We start from the raw sequence: 16,773 nt of genomic DNA on the forward strand, positions 1-16,773 counted from the left end.
ACACCAACCCACCAGCCCACAACCAGGCACCAGCCCACCGGCCACACGGAGCGCCCACTGTTCCCAGTCCGGATTACCGGCCTCGGCCGGGCCCCCCGCACAGGCCCAGAGCCCATAGCGGACCGCCACCACCTACGCGACATACCGCAGAACCTGGACCTGCCGTCGTGCGGCAAGGGGCCGTCGCCCAGGGCCGGGGCCGGGAAGGCCGACTGGCTCGACGGGTTTGATGACGACGTCGAGTCCTGCAGCCGAGTCATCCTCGATGGCGGGGATGGCCGGCCGAAGATCATGAAGTGTCGGCGCAGGGGCAACCGGGTCTGGGTCGGCTCGCCTCCACACGTGCACCACCGCTTACGCGTGCACCACCGCTGCGACCAGCCGATGGTCGACATCAGCAACCACATCGCCTACGACGGGCTGATAGTCCGCGGTGTGGCCCGCCATCAGTAGGTGCAGGTGGGGGCTTCGGCCGGGGCGGGGGTCGTCGGCTCCGCCGACGGCGGAGCGCCGGTACCCGAGGCCGCCGGCGACGTGGCCACCGCACCGGGCGCCTGGCTGCCCGCGTCGCCGGGGACGACCCCGGTGAACGAGGATCCGACGATCAGTGCCAGCCGGGTCGCGGCCGGGTCGCGCTGGAGCTCGGAGCCGGGTACGGCGGCCTGCAGGGTCCGCGCGGCGGCATCCTGCCCCGGTCCGTAGACGACCTTGGAACTCGTGTGGTTATGCGACGATGCGTTGCCCTCATTGGACGCGTGAAAGCTCTGCTTGGTCAACGCGGTGACGGCGCGGGCGGAAAGCCCGGTGATCATTGAACCGTTGTAGACCGCCACGGTGATCTGCTCCGTCGCGGTGACGGCGGGGCTGCCGCTCGGCGTGGACACGGCCGGCGACGGCGACGGCAACACCCGGGCGGCGCTGTCGCGGACACGCAGCGGCCCAATGATACGCTCAAGATCATTTTTATCATAGATCTGGACCGCGCCGAGTCCTGGTAGCTCACCCGAGTCGCCGATGCCGCCCTCGGCACGGGTCGGGGCATGGGTTGGCAAGGTGACCACGTGGATGTTTCCCGCGGCCACATCCCGCATCCGGGTGGCCAGCCCACGCAGATCGACAATGCTCGTGTGGCTGTCGAGGGTGAGCGCGGACGTCACCGTCGACAGCAGCGACTCAAGCTTGCTCGGGCTGGTCAGCACCCCACCGGCCATCGTCTTACGGACGACGGCGCCGATGAACTGCTGCTGGCGCCGGATGCGGTCGAGGTCCTGCTCGGGCAGCCCGTGCCGCTGCCGGACGAAGGCCAGCCCCTGGCGGCCGTCCACGTGGATGGTCCCCGGGCCACCGAGGAAGCCACTCATCGGGTCGTTGGTGTTGGTGCTGACCTTTCGCACGTTGTTGTCGTAGAAAACGTCCCGGTAGGCCGACGGGAGGACACAGACCTCGACACCACCGATCGCGTCCGTGATGGCCCGGAAACCCGCAAGGTCCATGGACACGTAGTGGTCGATCCGGATGTCGGTAAGCCGCTCGACCATGTTCACCAGCAGGGACGGGCCGCCGTCGGAGATGGCCGAGTTGAACTTGGCCCGGTGCGCGGCGCGCCGATGGCCGTTCGCGTCGACGTAGTCGGGAATGGTCACCAGCGTGTCCCGGGGAAAGGACACCATCGTGCTGGTACCGTCTGCGGCGAGGTGGACGAGGATAGTCGTGTCCGAACGCTGGCCGGGCGCGTCACCGTAGGCTCCGTCGCTGCCGGCCCTGCTGTCGGTACCCACCAGCAGGTAGTTTTCGACGCCGTGGGCGGGAGCCGCTGGCCGCGGGCCGGTGAGGCCAAGCTCCACCCTGGTGATTTTTCCGTTGAGATGGCTGTAGAGCAGCCAACCACCGACGCTGGCCAGCAGGACGACGACCGAGAGCAGTACGAAGACCGCCCGGAGCAGTCCCGAGAAGACCCCGGGAGCGCCCTGCGCTGATGAACCGTGTGGGGCACGGGCCCGCGGATTGAGGCCGGGCGGTAGCGTGGCATCACCCGTTGCCAACGGCTGGCGCATCTCGCCTGATACCCGCCTCTCGTCCCACTACCCACCCATCCGGGACTGAGCGTATATAGCCGTCAGGACGAACAAGAATCGGCGGCACCGTCGACGCCGTAGCCGCCGCCGTAGCCGATATGGTGCGCTGTGGTCCAGCGGTCTGACCAGCATCGGGAGCGCGGTCCGCGGCCTGGGGCGCTCACGCGGTTGCGCGCCACGCCGGTTCGTGCGCTCTCGGGCGGCCCCGGGAGCCTGGGTAGCGGCGCGGTGACGCTCGTCCTGACCGGCGGCCCGCGGCAACGACAGCGGCGCGGCCCCGCTCGCCTACAGTGATCACACCGCGAGGCGCGCACCCCAGCCCCGCGCTGCCACGCCCCCTGTTGCCGGTCGCTCCAAAGCCGCGGCCGGGCGTACCGTCACACCTGGACAAAACCGCCGGCCGGGACTCCCTGAGAGCGCGTTTGAGATCGTCATTCCGGCTCGCCGCGTCCAGGCGCCCCCTGGCTGCGTTGTCGGCCAAACCGATACAACTCATCCGGTATCGCTTCGGCCTTCCGCCTTGCCAGGGGGTGCCTGGACGCGGCTCACTGATCGAAAGCCCGATCTCAAACACGCTCTGGTAGCATTTCTTTTTCTACCGGATTCCACTTGGGCAATTCTTCAAAATAACACTCGCCCGTCACCGCCCGTTAGCTGCGCCAGGTATACTGGGCACGGAATTCCGGCGCGGAGGGTTCAATGGAGTTTCGGCATCTGGTATCTTTTCTGGCCATCGCGGATGAGCTGCACTTTGGCCGGGCGGCGAACAAGCTTCACCTCGCCCAGCCATCTCTGAGTCAACACCTGCAGCGCCTCGAGCGTGAAGTCGGTGTCAAACTGGTCGCCCGTACCTCCCACGAAGTCCGACTCACTCCGGCGGGGGTGGCATTCCAGACCGAGGCAAAACAAATACTCGAGCAGACCGGCAAAGCAGTGCAGGCCGCCCGCGACGCGTCCGCCGGGCGTGCCGGCACGATCAACATCGGCTACAACTTCCCGGCCGGTCATCGCGTACTGCGGCCAACCCTGATGCGGCTGAACGCCACCCACCCCGGGCTGATCGCCCATCTGTGGGAACGGCGCACGGGGCCCCAGCTCAAAAGCCTGCTCAACGGCGAACTCGACATCGGCTTCATATTCGGCACGCCGCCTACCAACGAGCTGCACTCCCGGGAGGTGCTGCGGCTGCCGCTCGCGGCCATTGTGGGCGAGCAACACGCCTGGGCCGCTCGCGAACAGGTTTCGTTCCGGGAGCTGGAGCACCAGGCCCTCGTTCTCTTCCGCCGCACCCAGTCCCCGGCGATGTACGACACCATTGTCACCACCGCGGAGCAGGTCAGAATCAGCTTGAAGATCGTCGCCGAGGTCGACGACCCGGGAGCGACCGCGCTGGTGATCAGCACCCGCCCGCTGGTGGGCTTCGCCTCGTCGCTGGAACGCGCCCGGACGGTCGGCAGCCCCGTGACTGTGGCGCTTGTCGACCCCGTACCGATGCTCTCCGTCCACGTTGTGTGGCGCCCGCGCCGGAGCAAGGTCGTCGACGCCCTGCTGGACACGCTGGAGGAAGCTGGGCCGTTCCAGTGAACCAGCCCGAGCCGGTCGTGTCCCCAGCGCCGCGGCACGCTCGCTGTTCATTTTTTGTTCCTATCACCTGATATCCGGCACCAATCGACGCTGGATATCCAGCATGATCGATCCAGTCGGCCACAACCGGCTGGCACACAATTTCCAATGCGTTTGCTCGCCGTACACCGACGGAGAGTTGAATGCAACCGTCCCTGATCGGCGTAACGCCGTGACAGAGATATCCAAAAAAACCATCGGCACACGTACGCGGCCGGTTGTCGGCTGCATAGCCAACCTCGGCGCCCCGGGGAAGGTGCGATCGCGAAAGCCTCGGTGGATCGCGATGGCAATCCACCGAAAACATCGTCGCATGCATCCGGAGGCTGCCCAGAACACAAGGCCGAACCGGTAGCCGCCGGTTCGGCCCGGAAGGAGAGCCGGGAGTGTGAGCCGCATCCAGATCGACGGGCTGACCAAGTGTTTCAGCAAGGTCACCGCGGTGGACCGGGTGAGTCTCGACATCAACCACGGCGACTTCCTTGTCCTGCTCGGCCCCAGCGGCTGCGGAAAGTCAACACTGCTTCGAATGATTGCCGGGTTGATCGAACCGAGCAGCGGGCGGGTCCTACTGGACGGGCGTGACGTCACTTTCACCCCGCCCAGGGAACGTGATATGGCGATGGTTTTCCAAAGCTACGCTCTCTACCCACACCTGACAGTCGAACGTAATATCGGGTTCCCGCTGCGTTCACGCCGGCGCCCGCGCGCGGAGATCCGCGAGAAGGTACGCGAGGCAGCGGAGCTGCTTGAGCTGGCCGACCTGCTCGACCGCCGGCCCCGGCAGCTGTCCGGCGGGCAGCGGCAACGGGTCGCGGTCGGCCGGGCGCTGGTCCGCGATCCGGGCGCCTTCCTCATGGACGAACCGCTGTCCAACCTCGACGCCAAGCTGCGCACCGCCACCCGCGGCCAGCTACGGGCACTGCACCACCGGCTCGGCTCGACCATCGTCTATGTCACACACGATCAGGTCGAAGCCATGACCATGGCTACCCGGGTCGCGGTGCTCAACGCCGGCCGGCTTGAGCAGGTCGGTAGCCCCACCGAGGTCTACGACAGACCCGCCTCGGCGTTCGTGGCGGATTTTCTGGGCGCACCGCCGATGAACCTGCTCCCCGTACGGGCCGAAAGCCACTCCGGCCGTGTCCGGTTATTTGCCCCCGGTATCGAGGTCGCGCTGTGGGAGGCCGGCGATTTCCCCGCTCGTGACATTGTCATGGGGGTTCGACCGGAACATCTGGTCACGGTCCCCACCACCGCGGAGTCACCGATGTTCCGCGGCCGAGTGGAGACGGTGGAGAACCTCGGGAGTGAAGAGGTCGCCCAGTGCGCGGTCGGTGACGCCACCCTGCTGGTGCGAGGACCTCGACCGCTTGGCCTGCGTCCCGGCGAGCAGGTGGCCGTTGACGCCGCCGCGGACCGGCTGCACATGTTCGACCAGGCCAGTGGTCACCGGCTGCGCTGGCGGGCGCCCGACGTCTCGCCCTCCCCACCGGCCTCCTTGTCCCCACCGTCTTCTTCCCCACCGTCTTCGCCTCGCGCGGTGTTCGCCTCGCGCAGCGCTCGTCCCGTGTAAGGAGCACCACACGTGAAAAAATCACGCTGTTCCGGCGGTATCGCGGCGGCTCTCGCCCTCGCGCTGGCCGCGGCCGCCTGCGGGGGGAGCAGCCCGGCCGCCAGCTCGCCCACGGCCGCCGCGACGGTCCCGGAACTCAGGCCCGACCAGCAGGTTTCGATCGTTTTTGAAAGCTACAACCTGGCCCAGGCCGGACCGTGGACCGACACCTTCACAGACATGATCAAAAAATTCCAGGTGGCTCACCCCAATATCACGGTGACGGCTCAGAAGCCCGCGACCGCGACCGCGAGCGGTTACGGCTCGGCCGCGGCCGCCAGCGTGCAGCGCCAGATCGCGGCCGGCAACCCGCCCGACGTCGGGCAGCTGGTCTTCGGTGACCTCTTCTACGCGGTGCGGGGGCTGGGGGCGACGCCGCTGGACACCGTGGTGGGCCATGACGCGGTGCAGGCGAACTTCGGCGGCACGCACCCGTTTGCAGCAACCGCGCGCACCCTCGGCGATGTCGACGGCAAAACCTACGGCATCCCGTTCGTCTTCTCCACGCCGATCCTGTACTACAACGCCAGCCTGTTCACCCAGGCCGGCCTCGACCCGGCCAAGCCACCGAGCACCTGGGCCGAGGTCAAGACGGCCGCTCTCGCCATCAGGAGCAGGACCGGCAAGGACGGCGCCTACATTGACTGCCTGACCAAGAAGGCCGGCGACTGGTGTTACCAGTCCCTGGTCGACTCCAACGGCGGATCAGTGATCTCCACCGACCGCACCAGGCTCACCTTTGCCGACCCTCCCGCGGTCGACGCCGTCACGATGGCGCAGGACCTCGTGCGGTCCGGCGCGACCCCGAAACTCTCCCAGGAGCAGGCGTACCCCGCGTTCGCACGCGGTGAGATCGGCATGATCCTGGAGAGCAGCGCGGCCGAGGCCACGTTCCGCAAGGGCGCCACCGGCGCGAGTCCGCCGTGGGATCTGCGGGCCGCACAGATGCCGAGCTTCGACGGCAGGACCGTGGAACCGACAAACTCGGGGGCAGCGCTGGTCATGTTCGCCAAGGACCCGGCCAAGCAGCGGGCCGCCTGGGAACTCATGAAGTTTCTGACCAGCGACGAGGGGTACGTCCAGCTCACCAGCAAGATCGGCTACCTGCCGCTTCGCACGAGCCTGCTGGACGACCCCGCCGGGCTGAAGGACTGGGCGGCAAAGAACCCCCTGATCAAGCCGAACATCGACCAGCTCGCTCGGCTGCGGCCAGCGGTGGCGTTCCCGGGCGACAACTACGTCCAGATCAAGGACACGATGCTGGAGGCCGTCGAGAGCGTCGTCTACAGCGGGGCTGACGCGCGGTCCACGCTGGCCGCGGCTCAGGACCGGGCGACAAAACTGCTACCGAAAGCGTGACACCCGCTCCGCGGGCCGCGGGCACGACGTGGCTGGCCCGGCTCCTCGACCAGGTGCCGTCACGGCGGAACCAGCCGGCATGTTCGTGACACTCGCCGCTGTCGAGGCACCGGAGGTTCCCGCCTCGTACCCGGCGGCCCGGCCATCGGCCGCCCGCCGGGTACGCCGTGCGCTGCCGCCCTTCCTCTACCTCACGCCAGGCCTGGGCTGCCTGGCGGTCTGGACCTACCGCCCGTTGGCCGAGGCCGCGCGGCTGTCGTTCTATTCGTGGAACCTCCTGCCGAGCAGACCAAAAGTCCCGGTCGGGCTGGACAACTACGCCGATGTGCTCCAGCTCCCGCAGCTGCGGTCCTCATTGTGGCTGACGGTGACAATAATCGTCTGCCTACTGCCGTTCTCAGTCGTCCTGCCCACCATTGTCGCCCTGCTCACCCAACAGGTCCGCGGCCGCGCCAACGCGGTCTACCGCGCGCTCGTCTTCGCGCCGGTACTGGTCGCGCCGGTGGCAAGCGCGGCAATCTGGGAATGGCTGCTGGACCCGCGGCATGGCGGGGTGGACCGCCTGCTGGGCAGCCCGGTCAACTGGCTGCACGAACGCGGCCCCGCCCAGCTCGCCGTCATCGTCATCACCGGCTGGCATCTGCTCGGTTTCGCGGTCCTCGTGGTCGCGGCCGGGCTCGCCGGCATCAACGACGACTACGCGGCGGCTGCCCAGCTTGACGGCGCGACGCGGCGCCAGATCATCCGTTGGATCACGTTGCCGCTGCTGTCGCCGACCCTGGTGCTGCTGGCTCTCATGACCGTGCTGCTGTCCGGTCAGCTGACCTTTCCGCTGATCGACACACTCACCCAGGGCGGCCCCGGCGACGCGACGACCAACGTCTACTACCTGCTCTGGGAATACGGCTTCAAGAGCTTCAACGCGGGCCTCGCCGCCGCCGCCGGCCTGGTGTTCTTCCTGGGTTTCGGGATGGTCGCCGGCTGCCTCGTGTGGTTGTTCGAGAAGCTGAGCTTCCACGACAACTGATCGTCTCCTGATCGTCTCCAGTGACCGCCGGGAGCACCACGTCCCGATCAGAACACCGGCGGTTACAATATCTACGAGGAGTAACCGATGGCTGTCTCCACGACGGCAGTGACGGCAGCCGCGGCCGGCATGCCCGGCGAGCGCCGTGGTGAGGGCCGCCGTCCCGGCGAGACCGACGGCCCGGTCGGCGGCGGATCGCCGCTGGGATCGTTCATCGGCCATGCCGTGCTCACGCTCCTGAGCCTCGCGTGCGTCCTGCCGATCGGCTGGATGTACGCGACGTCGCTGCGGCGCCCCAGCGACGTCTACGCCACCTCGCCGCTGCCCTGGCCGCTGTCGGTCGGTAACTACCGGCACGCGGCGGAGGTGATCCCGATCGGGCCGATGCTGTTCAACACGTTCGCCGTGGCGGCGCTGACCGCGCTGGGGCAGCTCCTGACCGGTCTGCTCGCGGCGTACGCGTTCGCGGCCTGGCGCTTTCCCGGGCAGCGGCCGCTCTATCTGCTGTTCGTCGGGACGTGGCTGGTGCCGTTCCAGGTGACGATGGTGCCCAACTACACGCTGCTGTTGCGGCTGGGCCTGCTGAACACGCTCGCCGGAGTTGTCATCCCGACGCTGTGCACGGCGCTGAGCGTCCTGTTGCTGCGCCAGCACATGGAGAGCTTCCCCAAGGAACTGCTTGAGGCGGCCCGCATGGACGGGCGATCCTCCTGGTCGGTGCTGTGGACGGTCGTCGTGCCCAATCTGCGGCCCGCGCTGGCGGCGCTCGGCATCGTCCTGTTCATCAACGCGTGGAACGAGTACTTCTGGCCCGCGATGGTTCTCCAACGGGCGAACTCCATGATCCAGCTTGGGCTCCGTGGCTTTCTCGGGGGGACCGAGGGCAACGACTGGGGCGGTCTCATGGCCGCCTCAGGGCTCGCCTGCCTGCCGATCTTCGCTCTCTACGTGCTGCTCCAGCGGCACATCGTCAGCGCATTCATCCACTCCGGCCTGAAATGACCTCGTCACAGGCCAAGGGTCACAGGTCAAGGGTCAGCCAGGGCGAACGGGCACGCGACACGCAGACCATCATCGTCCGGCCGGCCACGCGCTCGCCCCGCGACAGCACCGAGTCCCGGTGGTCGACGTCACCGGCCAGGACGCCCGTCTCGCAGCTGCCGCAGGTACCCTCACCGCACGACCAGGGCACCTCAACACCCGCCGCGCTCAGGACGTCCAGCAGGGATTCGTGTGCCCGCACCCGCACGGCCCGCCCGCTGCGTTCGAGGAACACGTCGAACTCCTGGTCACGGGTGGGGGCGCCCACCACCGGACGAGGCTGGAAGCGCTCCATGTGCAGCCTGCCGGCCGGTCGGTCACCCCATTCCCGCTCGACCGCGGTGAGCAGGGCCTCGGGCCCGCAGCAGTAGAGCAAAGCGTCGGAGCCCAGCCGTTGGAGGATCTCGGCGAGCGGCAGCGGCCCGCGCTCGTCCTCGGGCCAGACGTCGACCCGGCCGCCGTAGGGCGCGAGCTCGTCCAGGAAGGCCATGCGCTCGCGGCGACGCCCGCCGTACCACAACGTCCAGTCCGCGCCCTGCGCGGCGACTGTCCGGATCATCGGCAGCAACGGCGTGATCCCGATCCCGCCAGCGATGAACAGGTACCGGTGCGCCCCGGCAAGCGGGAAGTTGTTGCGTGGCTCCCCCACCGCCACCAGGGCGCCGGCCCGGACCTGCTCATGCAGGTGGCGCGAACCGCCGCGGCCCGGCTCCGCCCGCAGCACGGCGATCCGCCAGCGCGCGCGGTCGGCTGGATCTCCACACAGCGAGTACTGTCGTACCATCCCCGGAGCGACAAAAAGATCAACATGTGCTCCGGGCGTCCACGGCGGCAGGTCCGCGCCAGTGGGGTCGGCGAGGATGAACGACATCACGTCGGTGCTCTGGGCCGTCGCCTCGACCACCCGCAGCCGTGACCACCGCGCCCGGGGCACGGGCACGATCGGTGCTGTCAGGTCTTCTTCGGCGGGTGTGTGCACAGCGACTCCTTTATCCACCGGCGACCAGGTCGCCGACCAGCGAGGTGTCGTGACGCGCCGCGACGAAGACGGGATGCGTGAGCACCTGGGCGAGGAAGGAAGCGGTGGTGGCGACCCCGGGACCCGCGATGCGGAGCTCATCGAGCGCGCACCGCATCCGCACGATCGCCGAGTCACGGTCCGGCGCCCAGACGATCAGCTTGGCCAACAACGAGTCGTAGACCGACGGGATCCGGTAGCCGGGGAAGACATGGCTGTCAACCCGGACGAACGGGCCAGCGGGCAGCTGGCACTCCGCCAGGACACCGGGTGTCGGCGCGAAACCACGGCCGGGGTCCTCGGCGTTGATCCGGCATTCGATGGCGACGCCCCGGGGGCTCACCGCGTCCTGGCTGATGGCCAGCTTCTCCCCGGCCGCGACCCGGAACTGCTCGGCGACCAGGTCGATCCCGGTGACCATCTCGGTGACCGGATGCTCCACCTGGAGCCGGCAGTTGACCTCCATGAAGTAGTACGCGCCGCTGGCGTCGACAAGGAACTCGAAGGTTCCGGCGCCGACGTAGCCAGCGCAGAGCGCACCGTCCACCGCGGCCCGGCCCATGCGCTCGACCAGGCCCTCCGGTAGCCGCGGAGCGGGTGTCTCCTCGATGAGCTTCTGGTGCCGGCGCTGGACGGAGCAGTCCCGGGCGCCCAGGTACACGGCGTTGCCGTGCTGGTCGCAGAGCACCTGGATCTCGACATGCCGGGCGGAGGACAGGTAGCGCTCAACGTAGACCCGGCCGTCGCCAAAGATCACCTGAGCGCTGGCGCGGGTCTCGGTGTAGGCACGCAGGAACTCGTCGGGCTCGTGGACGATGCGCATCCCCCGCCCGCCACCGCCCGCGGCCGCTTTGATGATGACCGGATAGCCGATCTCGTCGGCGAACGCCTGGGCTTCCGGGGCGTGCTCGAGTGCCCGGCGGCTGCCGGGCAGCAACGGCAGGCCCGCGTCGACCATCATCGACCGGGCGACGGCCTTGTCGCCGAGGCGTTCCATCACCGCTGCCGGCGGCCCGATGAAGGTGATCCCCTCGGCCTGGCACACCTCGGCGAAATCCGGGTTCTCGGACAGGAAGCCGTACCCCGGGTGGATGGCGTCCGCCCGGGTCAGCCGGGCCGCCTCGATGATCGCCGGGATGTTCAGGTAACTCCTGCGGGCCGGGCCCGGCCCGATGTGAACCGCCCGGTCGGCCATGCGCACCACCGCGGAGTCCCGATCCTCGGTCGAGTAGACGGCGACGGTGCCGAGCCCGAGCTCCCGGCAGGCCCGCATGACACGCAGCGCTATCTCGCCGCGGTTGGCAATCAGGACTGTCGTGAACATCAGGTGCTCACACGGTCCGCCAGCGCGATCGAGAACAACCGCTGCCCGAACTCAACCGCGGCCGCGTCCGGCTGGATCACCTCGACGATCCGCCCCGGCTGGTCCGCCTCGACCGGGATCATCAGCTTCATCACCTCGATGATCGCGACCTGCTGGCCCGCGATCACTGTGTCGCCCTCGCCGACGAACGGCTTGGCCCCGGGCTCGGCGGCGCGGTAGAACGTCCCGACGGTCGGCGCGGTGATGTGGACGAGGTTCTCGCCGGGCGTCCCCTCGGCCGTGTCGCGCGGCTGCCCGGACACCGGTTCCGGAACCGGCCCGGCCGCCGTCACGACGGGGGCCCGCTGGACCGGCACGGACGCCGCCCGCGGCCGCTCACCATCGATGGCGCCGATCCCCGACTCAGGCTCGGGCCAGTACAGCTCGACCGCCACGTCCCCGGCGGTGACCCGGACCCGGCTGGGCAGCCGGTCGGTCTCGGCGCACAGGGCGACGGCGCTACGACGGACGGCGTCCAGCAGCGAGTCGACGGTCTCCCCCGCTGAGCGGAGGTAGGAAGCCGACGACGTTCCATTGATCGTGGTTGTGCTCATCAGACATGTCCTTACTCTCCGGGTCGCGTGCTCTCCTCGTGACGACCACCGTGCGGATGTGACGGGCCCGCGCCGAAACGGCGGAACCGGGCACGGCGCCGGGCCACCAGATCCGCCTGGCCCACCGACAGCAGCGGTCGCAGCGTGTCGGTCAGCGCATGGCGGATCGCGGTCGCGGCGTGCAGCGGGTCGGCGTCCGCGCCGCCTTCAGGTTCGGGTATCACACCGTCGATAACGCCGAGTGACAGCAGCTGGCGTGCATCGACCCGCAGCGCGGCCGCCGCCTGGGGCGCGGCCGCGGGATCGTTCCACAGGATCGCTGCGCACCCCTCCGGGCTGATCACCGAGTACACGGTGTTGGCGCACATCAGCACCTGGTCGGACACGGCGAGCGCGAGCGCGCCCCCACTACCGCCCTCACCGGTGACCACGCTGACCACCGGTACCGGTAGACCGCCCATCAGCTTCAGGTTCTCGGCGACGGCAACTGCCTGCCCCTGTTCCTCCGCCTCGATGCCGGGGTAGGCCCCGGCGGTGTCGATGAAGGTGACGACGGGCAGGCCGATCTTCGCGGCCAGCCGCATGATCCGAGCCGACTTGCGGTAGCCGGCCGGGGTCGGCATCCCGAACCTGTGCTCCGCCAGCTCCGCGACGGTGTGCCCCTTCTGGGTCCCGATCACCGCCACCGGGATGTCCGCCAACCGGCCCAGGCCCGCGACGATCGCCGGGCAGTCGGACGACCGGCGGTCGCCGTGGAGCTCGTTGAAGTCATCGATCATGAATGAGATGTAGTCAAGGGTCGTGGGCCGCCCGAGCCGCCGGGCCATCCGCACGACCTCCCAGGGATGGCGGACCGGCAGCGCCGCCGCCTCCCGGATGAGCGAGCCGCCCGCGGCGGGCACCGCGGCGGGCACCGCGGCGGGCACCGCGGCGGAGCCAGGACCGCCTGGTTCGCATCCGTTCTCCGTATGACCTGTCTGCGTATGACCCGCGGATCCGTGTCCGTCCGTCGCCGGCTCGGGGGCCGGTCCAGCCGGTTCGCCCGGCGGGGAACCGCCCGGAGCCGCGATCGAGAGTAACCGTGCGATCGCCGCCCGCAGCGCGCTACGCGGCTTGATCATGTCAACGATGCCGTGGGCAAGCAGGAACTCCGCGGTCTGGAACCCGGCCGGCAGGGTCTGCTTGATGGTCTGCTCGATGACCCGCGGACCCGCGAAGCCGAGCCGCGCCGCCGGTTCCGCGATGATGATGTCGCACAGGGTCGCGAAGGATGCGGCTACCCCACCGAAGGTCGGATCAGTGATCAGAGACAGGGTGAGGATGCCCGCCTCGTCCAGTTCGCCGAGCATGTTGCTGGTCTTGGCCATCTGCATGAGCGAGATGACGCCTTCCTGCATGCGCGCGCCCCCGGAGGCGGTCACGATCAGAAGCGGGACGCGTTCGCGCAACGCCAGTTCACCCGCCCGGGTGATGGCCTCCCCCACAACCGAGCCGAGGCTGCCGCCCATGAAGCGGAAGTCCATGGCCGCGACGATCACCGGATGCCCGTCGATCCGCCCCCGGGCACACCGCACCGCCTCGTCCAGCCCGGTCCGGGCTCGGGTCTCCCGCAGCCGGTCCTGGTACGGCTTGGAGTCGATAAAGCCGAGCGGATCGGCGTCAAACACGGGCATGGCCAGCTGTTCGATCGAATCCGGGTCGAGCAGCTGGCTGAGTCGCTCGCTCGCGGTCAGCGGCGCGTGCCAGCCGCAGTCGGCGCAGACCCGGTGCGCCTGCACGAACCTCTTGCCGTACAGCATGGCCCGACAGCCCCCACACAGGAACCATCGACCGGGTTCGCTGTCGCGGCTGGCCGGCGTTGCGTGCCCGGTCACCGGTACGCGCCGCGGTGCGGATTCGTTCGCCGCGGCCTGGTTCGCCGCGGCCCGCGGGGGCGGGCTCCCGTTGACCAGGGTCATGACCGTCCGCCCGCGGTCGCGAGCGGCACCGGTCGGTAGGTCGAGCAGGCCGCCGGGAGTTTCACCCCGGCGAAGCGGAGCTGGGCGACCCGGCCGGCGAATGCCGCGCCCGTCATGAGGTTCGCGGCGACGTCCACCACGCTTCTGTTCTCCACCGCCTCCAGATGGGTACCGCGGACCCAGGTGTTGAACGCGCCCGCGGCCGGTCCACACCAGATCTGGTAGTCGGTGACCCGCTCGGGATTCGCCCCGATGCACCAGAACGACGACAGCCCGAGATACCACCGGAAGATCAGCGCCATCTTCCGTTTCGGGTTCCCGTCAGCCCGGCGGATCTGCTCAGGGTCGCGTTCTTCGAAGTACTCGACGGTGTCGCGCCACACGTCCGCGAACGGCCGGCGCAGCACCTTGTCCTGGACCCAGGCCCGCTCCCCGGGAGGAAGATCCTCAATCCCCCCGTAAGCCTGGTACAGCTCGAACAGCCGCTTCGCCTTGGACGCGAACATCGTGCCGCGCCGCAGGACCTGCACCTCGACACCCATCTCAAACATGTCCGACGACGGCGCCATCGCGCAGTCGGTGCCCTCAGCCGCGCCGAGCAGCCGCTTCGCGCCGACGGACTGCCCGGACTCCACGCACGGCTGGTTGACCGAACCGGTGACCACATAGGCCGCGCCCATCGCGAACGCGGCGAACACGCTCGAGGGGGTGCCGAGCCCGCCGGCGGCGCCGACCCGGACCGGCCGGCGGTAGCCGCGCTCACGTACGGCCCGGTCCCGCAACGAAATGATCTCTGGCAGGAGCACGGCCAACGGCCGGCGGTCGGTGTGACCGCCGGAGTCCGCCTCCACGGTGATGTCGTCGGCCATCGGCACGAAACGGGCGAGCTCGGCCTGTTCGGCGCTGACCAGGCCGGCGCTGACGAGCGGCCGCACCAGCGTGTCCGGGGCGGGCGCCAGGAAAAGCTCCGCGATCTCGGTACGGGAGAGCTTGGCGAGGACCCGGTGGGCGATCCGGACCCCGCCAGCGGGATCCCGGCTCAGACCAGCGAGCCGGTACCGCACGATCTGCGGGGTGAGCTCGAGGAAGGCCGAGGCCTCCACGCAGGTCACCCCGTGTCGCAACGACAGCTCGACGATTGCCCGTTCCAGCTCCAGCTCGTTCGGGCTGTGGATCAGGTTGCAGGCGAACGGCAGCCCCGGCGCGGCCCGCCGGATCGCCGCCAGCGCCGCATCGATCTTGTCCGGTACCACGCCAGCGGCCCCGAACGACGCGAGGAACCCCGCCTTCGCCATCGCGACGACGAGACGCTCCGAGGCGATGCCGTTGGCCATCGCGCCAGCCATGTACGGGTAACGGACGCCGTGGTCACGGAGGAAGTCCGCTGCCCCCAGGCGGTGCGCGGGCATCGCCGGCGCCACGGCCAGAACACGTCCGCCGGACCGCCGCGCCGCGGTCTCGTCGTTGGTGGCGCCGATCCCGCCGGCGTGTTCCAGCACGAAACACGGCCGGTCCAGCGCGGCGAGAACCGCGTAGACCTCCTCGACGGTCCGTCCGATCGCGGCCGGGGTGGCCAGGACCGGCCCCGGCGGATAGCTGGTCACCATGGTGCCGCTCCCACTCCGTGCAGCTCGACCGCGATGTCGGTCAGCGCGTAGATACGCATGCCGGGCTTCCACACGCTGGCGTCGCCGACGACCCGGACCCGTTCGACGCCGCGGCGGACCTCCTTGAGGTGGACTTCCAGGGTCATCTCGCCGTCTGTGGGCAGGATCTGGCCGCGGTAGCGCCAGCTCATCGACAGATCCGTCGGCAGGACGAACCGGGGCTCGACCAGATCGGCGGCAAGCCCGCTGTCGACCAGCCACTCCTGCATCGCCTGGATGACCGCCTCGACACCGAGCGAACCAGGCATCACCGGGTCGAGCCAGAAGTGCAGCGCGAAGAACCAGTCGGACGGGTCGACCGGCCGTACCGCGCGCAGGTAGCCCTTACCGAAACGACCACCGCCGTCGACGACCTGGACGCTGTCAAGCATGGCGAGATGCCCCCGCGAGGACAGCGGGGCACCGGCGTCGCGCCGGCCCGCCACGTCGATCGTGCGGACCGCGCCCGGCGCTACCTCGGCGGTCTCCAGCCAGGTCGGCACGCAGGCACCGGAATCCAGCCCGTTCTGGTTCGCCAGGGCCGTGGCGTTGAAAAAACCGAACAGGGATTCCCCCCGGTAGAACGGCTCGCCGTCCACGGACAGCTCGTAGGAGAAGTTCTGCAGGACCGCACCGACCATGACGGTGGTGGACAGCAGGGTCGAGACCTGGCGGATCGTGCGGCCCCGCAGGTCCACCTGGCGCAGCAGGGTCGCTTCGCCGTCGAGGTTGCGCAGGCTGTAGTCCTCGTCCGGGCCGGTCAGGGTGGCACCCAGGTAGTAGCCCAGGAACAACGCGGACTGCAGCGATGTCTCCATATGGACGATGTTGGGCATCGTCGGGCTCGCGTACTCCTGGTAGTACCAGGCGTCCGCGGGTACGTCGTACTCGGTCCACGCGGTGGCGCCACCGGACAGCTCACCGCGTTGGCCGTCCACGATCATCACTCGATCGACCAGCGACAGCCCGCCGCCCGGCAGCCGGGTTGCCCGCCGGCCGAGGCAGGGGGCGAACTCCGGGCCGAGCGCCACGTCCAGGTAGCCGTGAGCGCTGTTGGCCATGTGCATCTCGTTGATCATCGCCGCCTCGCCGGCGGAGTTGACCCGGCCGAGAAAACCCGGCACCGCACCGCCGCGCAGTGGCGCCACCAACGTCCCCGGCTTCTCCCGGAGCTGGAGGTACAGGCCGCTGACCCGGGCGAGGACTCCCCCCGCGCCACGGAACTCGGCGTCGAGGCGGATGCGGGGGCGGGGCGCGAGACCAGCCACGGTGACATCGGCCACCAGCTCGCAGCCGGCGTCCCATCCCCCGGCGAACACGTCCACCGCCCAGTGAGCCACCTCTGGTTCAAGATCAATATTGCTGTCGGGCAGACAGACGTCGAAGCGGGCATCGGGTAGGCACAGCTGGAGGCCGAAGTACAACGCGAGCGTCTGCGCCGCCTGCCAGGCCGCCTCCAGCACCGTGACGGCGCTGACGGCGTCGCCAGCGGCC

13 protein-coding genes are annotated in these 16,773 nt (G+C 69.2%); 6 read left to right on the top strand and 7 right to left on the bottom strand.

Annotated elements, in window-relative coordinates:
- Positions 1–453, top strand: a 453-nt coding sequence (locus MJ783_RS13205; RefSeq protein ID WP_239310726.1) for a hypothetical protein, incomplete at its 5' end; no start/stop codon positions are given.
- Here the strand turns inward: MJ783_RS13205 and MJ783_RS13210 are convergent.
- On the bottom strand, positions 447–2,042 hold the full coding sequence (locus MJ783_RS13210) for an LCP family protein (RefSeq protein ID WP_239310727.1): 1,596 nt from the start codon (positions 2,040–2,042) through the stop codon (positions 447–449). The genes MJ783_RS13205 and MJ783_RS13210 overlap by 7 nt on opposite strands.
- Positions 2,043–2,774: 732 nt before the next feature.
- On the opposite strand from MJ783_RS13210, the gene MJ783_RS13215 reads away from it, so the two are divergent.
- The 5 genes from MJ783_RS13215 to MJ783_RS13235 all read left to right on the top strand — a co-directional run bounded on the left by MJ783_RS13215 (position 2,775) and on the right by MJ783_RS13235 (position 8,701).
- Positions 2,775–3,659 carry a LysR family transcriptional regulator gene (locus tag MJ783_RS13215; protein WP_239310728.1) on the top strand — a complete coding sequence of 295 codons (885 nt, stop codon included), beginning with the start codon at positions 2,775–2,777 and terminating at the stop codon, positions 3,657–3,659.
- Positions 3,660–4,086: 427 nt separating this feature from the next.
- Entirely contained in the window at positions 4,087–5,274 is a 1,188-nt protein-coding gene (locus MJ783_RS13220; RefSeq protein ID WP_239310729.1) for an ABC transporter ATP-binding protein, read from the top strand.
- Between the two features lie 12 nt (positions 5,275–5,286).
- Entirely contained in the window at positions 5,287–6,672 is a 1,386-nt protein-coding gene (locus MJ783_RS13225) for an ABC transporter substrate-binding protein (protein ID WP_239310730.1), read from the top strand.
- Positions 6,673–6,751: 79 nt separating this feature from the next.
- Entirely contained in the window at positions 6,752–7,699 is a 948-nt protein-coding gene (locus MJ783_RS13230) for a carbohydrate ABC transporter permease (protein WP_239310731.1), read from the top strand.
- 87 nt (positions 7,700–7,786) lie between these two features.
- Positions 7,787–8,701, top strand: a complete 915-nt coding sequence (locus MJ783_RS13235; protein ID WP_239310732.1) for a carbohydrate ABC transporter permease — start codon at positions 7,787–7,789, stop codon at positions 8,699–8,701.
- A 19-nt stretch (positions 8,702–8,720) separates the two neighbouring features.
- Here MJ783_RS13235 and MJ783_RS13240 read toward each other — a convergent pair whose 3' ends face one another.
- The 6 genes from MJ783_RS13240 to MJ783_RS13265 all read right to left on the bottom strand — a co-directional run.
- Positions 8,721–9,719 (bottom strand): PDR/VanB family oxidoreductase, encoded by a 999-nt coding sequence (locus tag MJ783_RS13240; protein ID WP_239310733.1) that lies wholly within the window; start codon positions 9,717–9,719, stop codon positions 8,721–8,723.
- A 10-nt stretch (positions 9,720–9,729) separates the two neighbouring features.
- Positions 9,730–11,082, bottom strand: a complete 1,353-nt coding sequence (locus MJ783_RS13245) for an acetyl/propionyl/methylcrotonyl-CoA carboxylase subunit alpha (RefSeq protein ID WP_239310734.1) — start codon at positions 11,080–11,082, stop codon at positions 9,730–9,732.
- The gene (locus MJ783_RS13250) at positions 11,082–11,675 is read right to left on the bottom strand and encodes a biotin/lipoyl-containing protein (RefSeq protein WP_239310735.1); all 594 of its coding nucleotides are present in this window, start codon (positions 11,673–11,675) and stop codon (positions 11,082–11,084) included. Before MJ783_RS13250 ends, MJ783_RS13245 begins: the two co-directional genes overlap by 1 nt.
- A gap of 11 nt (positions 11,676–11,686) precedes the next feature.
- Positions 11,687–13,633 (bottom strand): acetyl-CoA carboxylase, carboxyltransferase subunit beta, encoded by a 1,947-nt coding sequence (gene accD / locus MJ783_RS13255; protein WP_239310736.1) that lies wholly within the window; start codon positions 13,631–13,633, stop codon positions 11,687–11,689.
- Complete coding sequence (locus MJ783_RS13260) at positions 13,630–15,240, bottom strand: PfaD family polyunsaturated fatty acid/polyketide biosynthesis protein (protein WP_239310737.1); 1,611 nt, start codon at positions 15,238–15,240, stop codon at positions 13,630–13,632. The genes accD and MJ783_RS13260 overlap by 4 nt, the downstream gene beginning before the upstream one ends.
- The coding region (locus tag MJ783_RS13265; RefSeq protein ID WP_239310738.1) for a beta-hydroxydecanoyl-ACP dehydratase at positions 15,234–16,773 on the bottom strand (1,540 nt) is incomplete at its 5' end. The genes MJ783_RS13265 and MJ783_RS13260, both read right to left, overlap by 7 nt.

It is taken from the genome of Protofrankia sp. Cj3 (assembly GCF_917627355.1).
Lineage (GTDB): Bacteria > Actinomycetota > Actinomycetes > Frankiales > Frankiaceae > Protofrankia.

Coding starts and splice junctions, on each gene's coding strand:
- MJ783_RS13215 (WP_239310728.1), top strand. CDS start 2,775: ATGGAGTTTCGGCATCTGGTATCTTTTCTGGCCATCGCGGATGAGCTG.
- MJ783_RS13230 (WP_239310731.1), top strand. CDS start 6,752: ATGTTCGTGACACTCGCCGCTGTCGAGGCACCGGAGGTTCCCGCCTCG.
- MJ783_RS13235 (WP_239310732.1), top strand. CDS start 7,787: ATGGCTGTCTCCACGACGGCAGTGACGGCAGCCGCGGCCGGCATGCCC.
- MJ783_RS13245 (WP_239310734.1), bottom strand. CDS start 11,082: ATGTTCACGACAGTCCTGATTGCCAACCGCGGCGAGATAGCGCTGCGT.
- MJ783_RS13250 (WP_239310735.1), bottom strand. CDS start 11,675: ATGAGCACAACCACGATCAATGGAACGTCGTCGGCTTCCTACCTCCGC.
- accD (WP_239310736.1), bottom strand. CDS start 13,633: ATGACCCTGGTCAACGGGAGCCCGCCCCCGCGGGCCGCGGCGAACCAG.
- MJ783_RS13260 (WP_239310737.1), bottom strand. CDS start 15,240: ATGGTGACCAGCTATCCGCCGGGGCCGGTCCTGGCCACCCCGGCCGCG.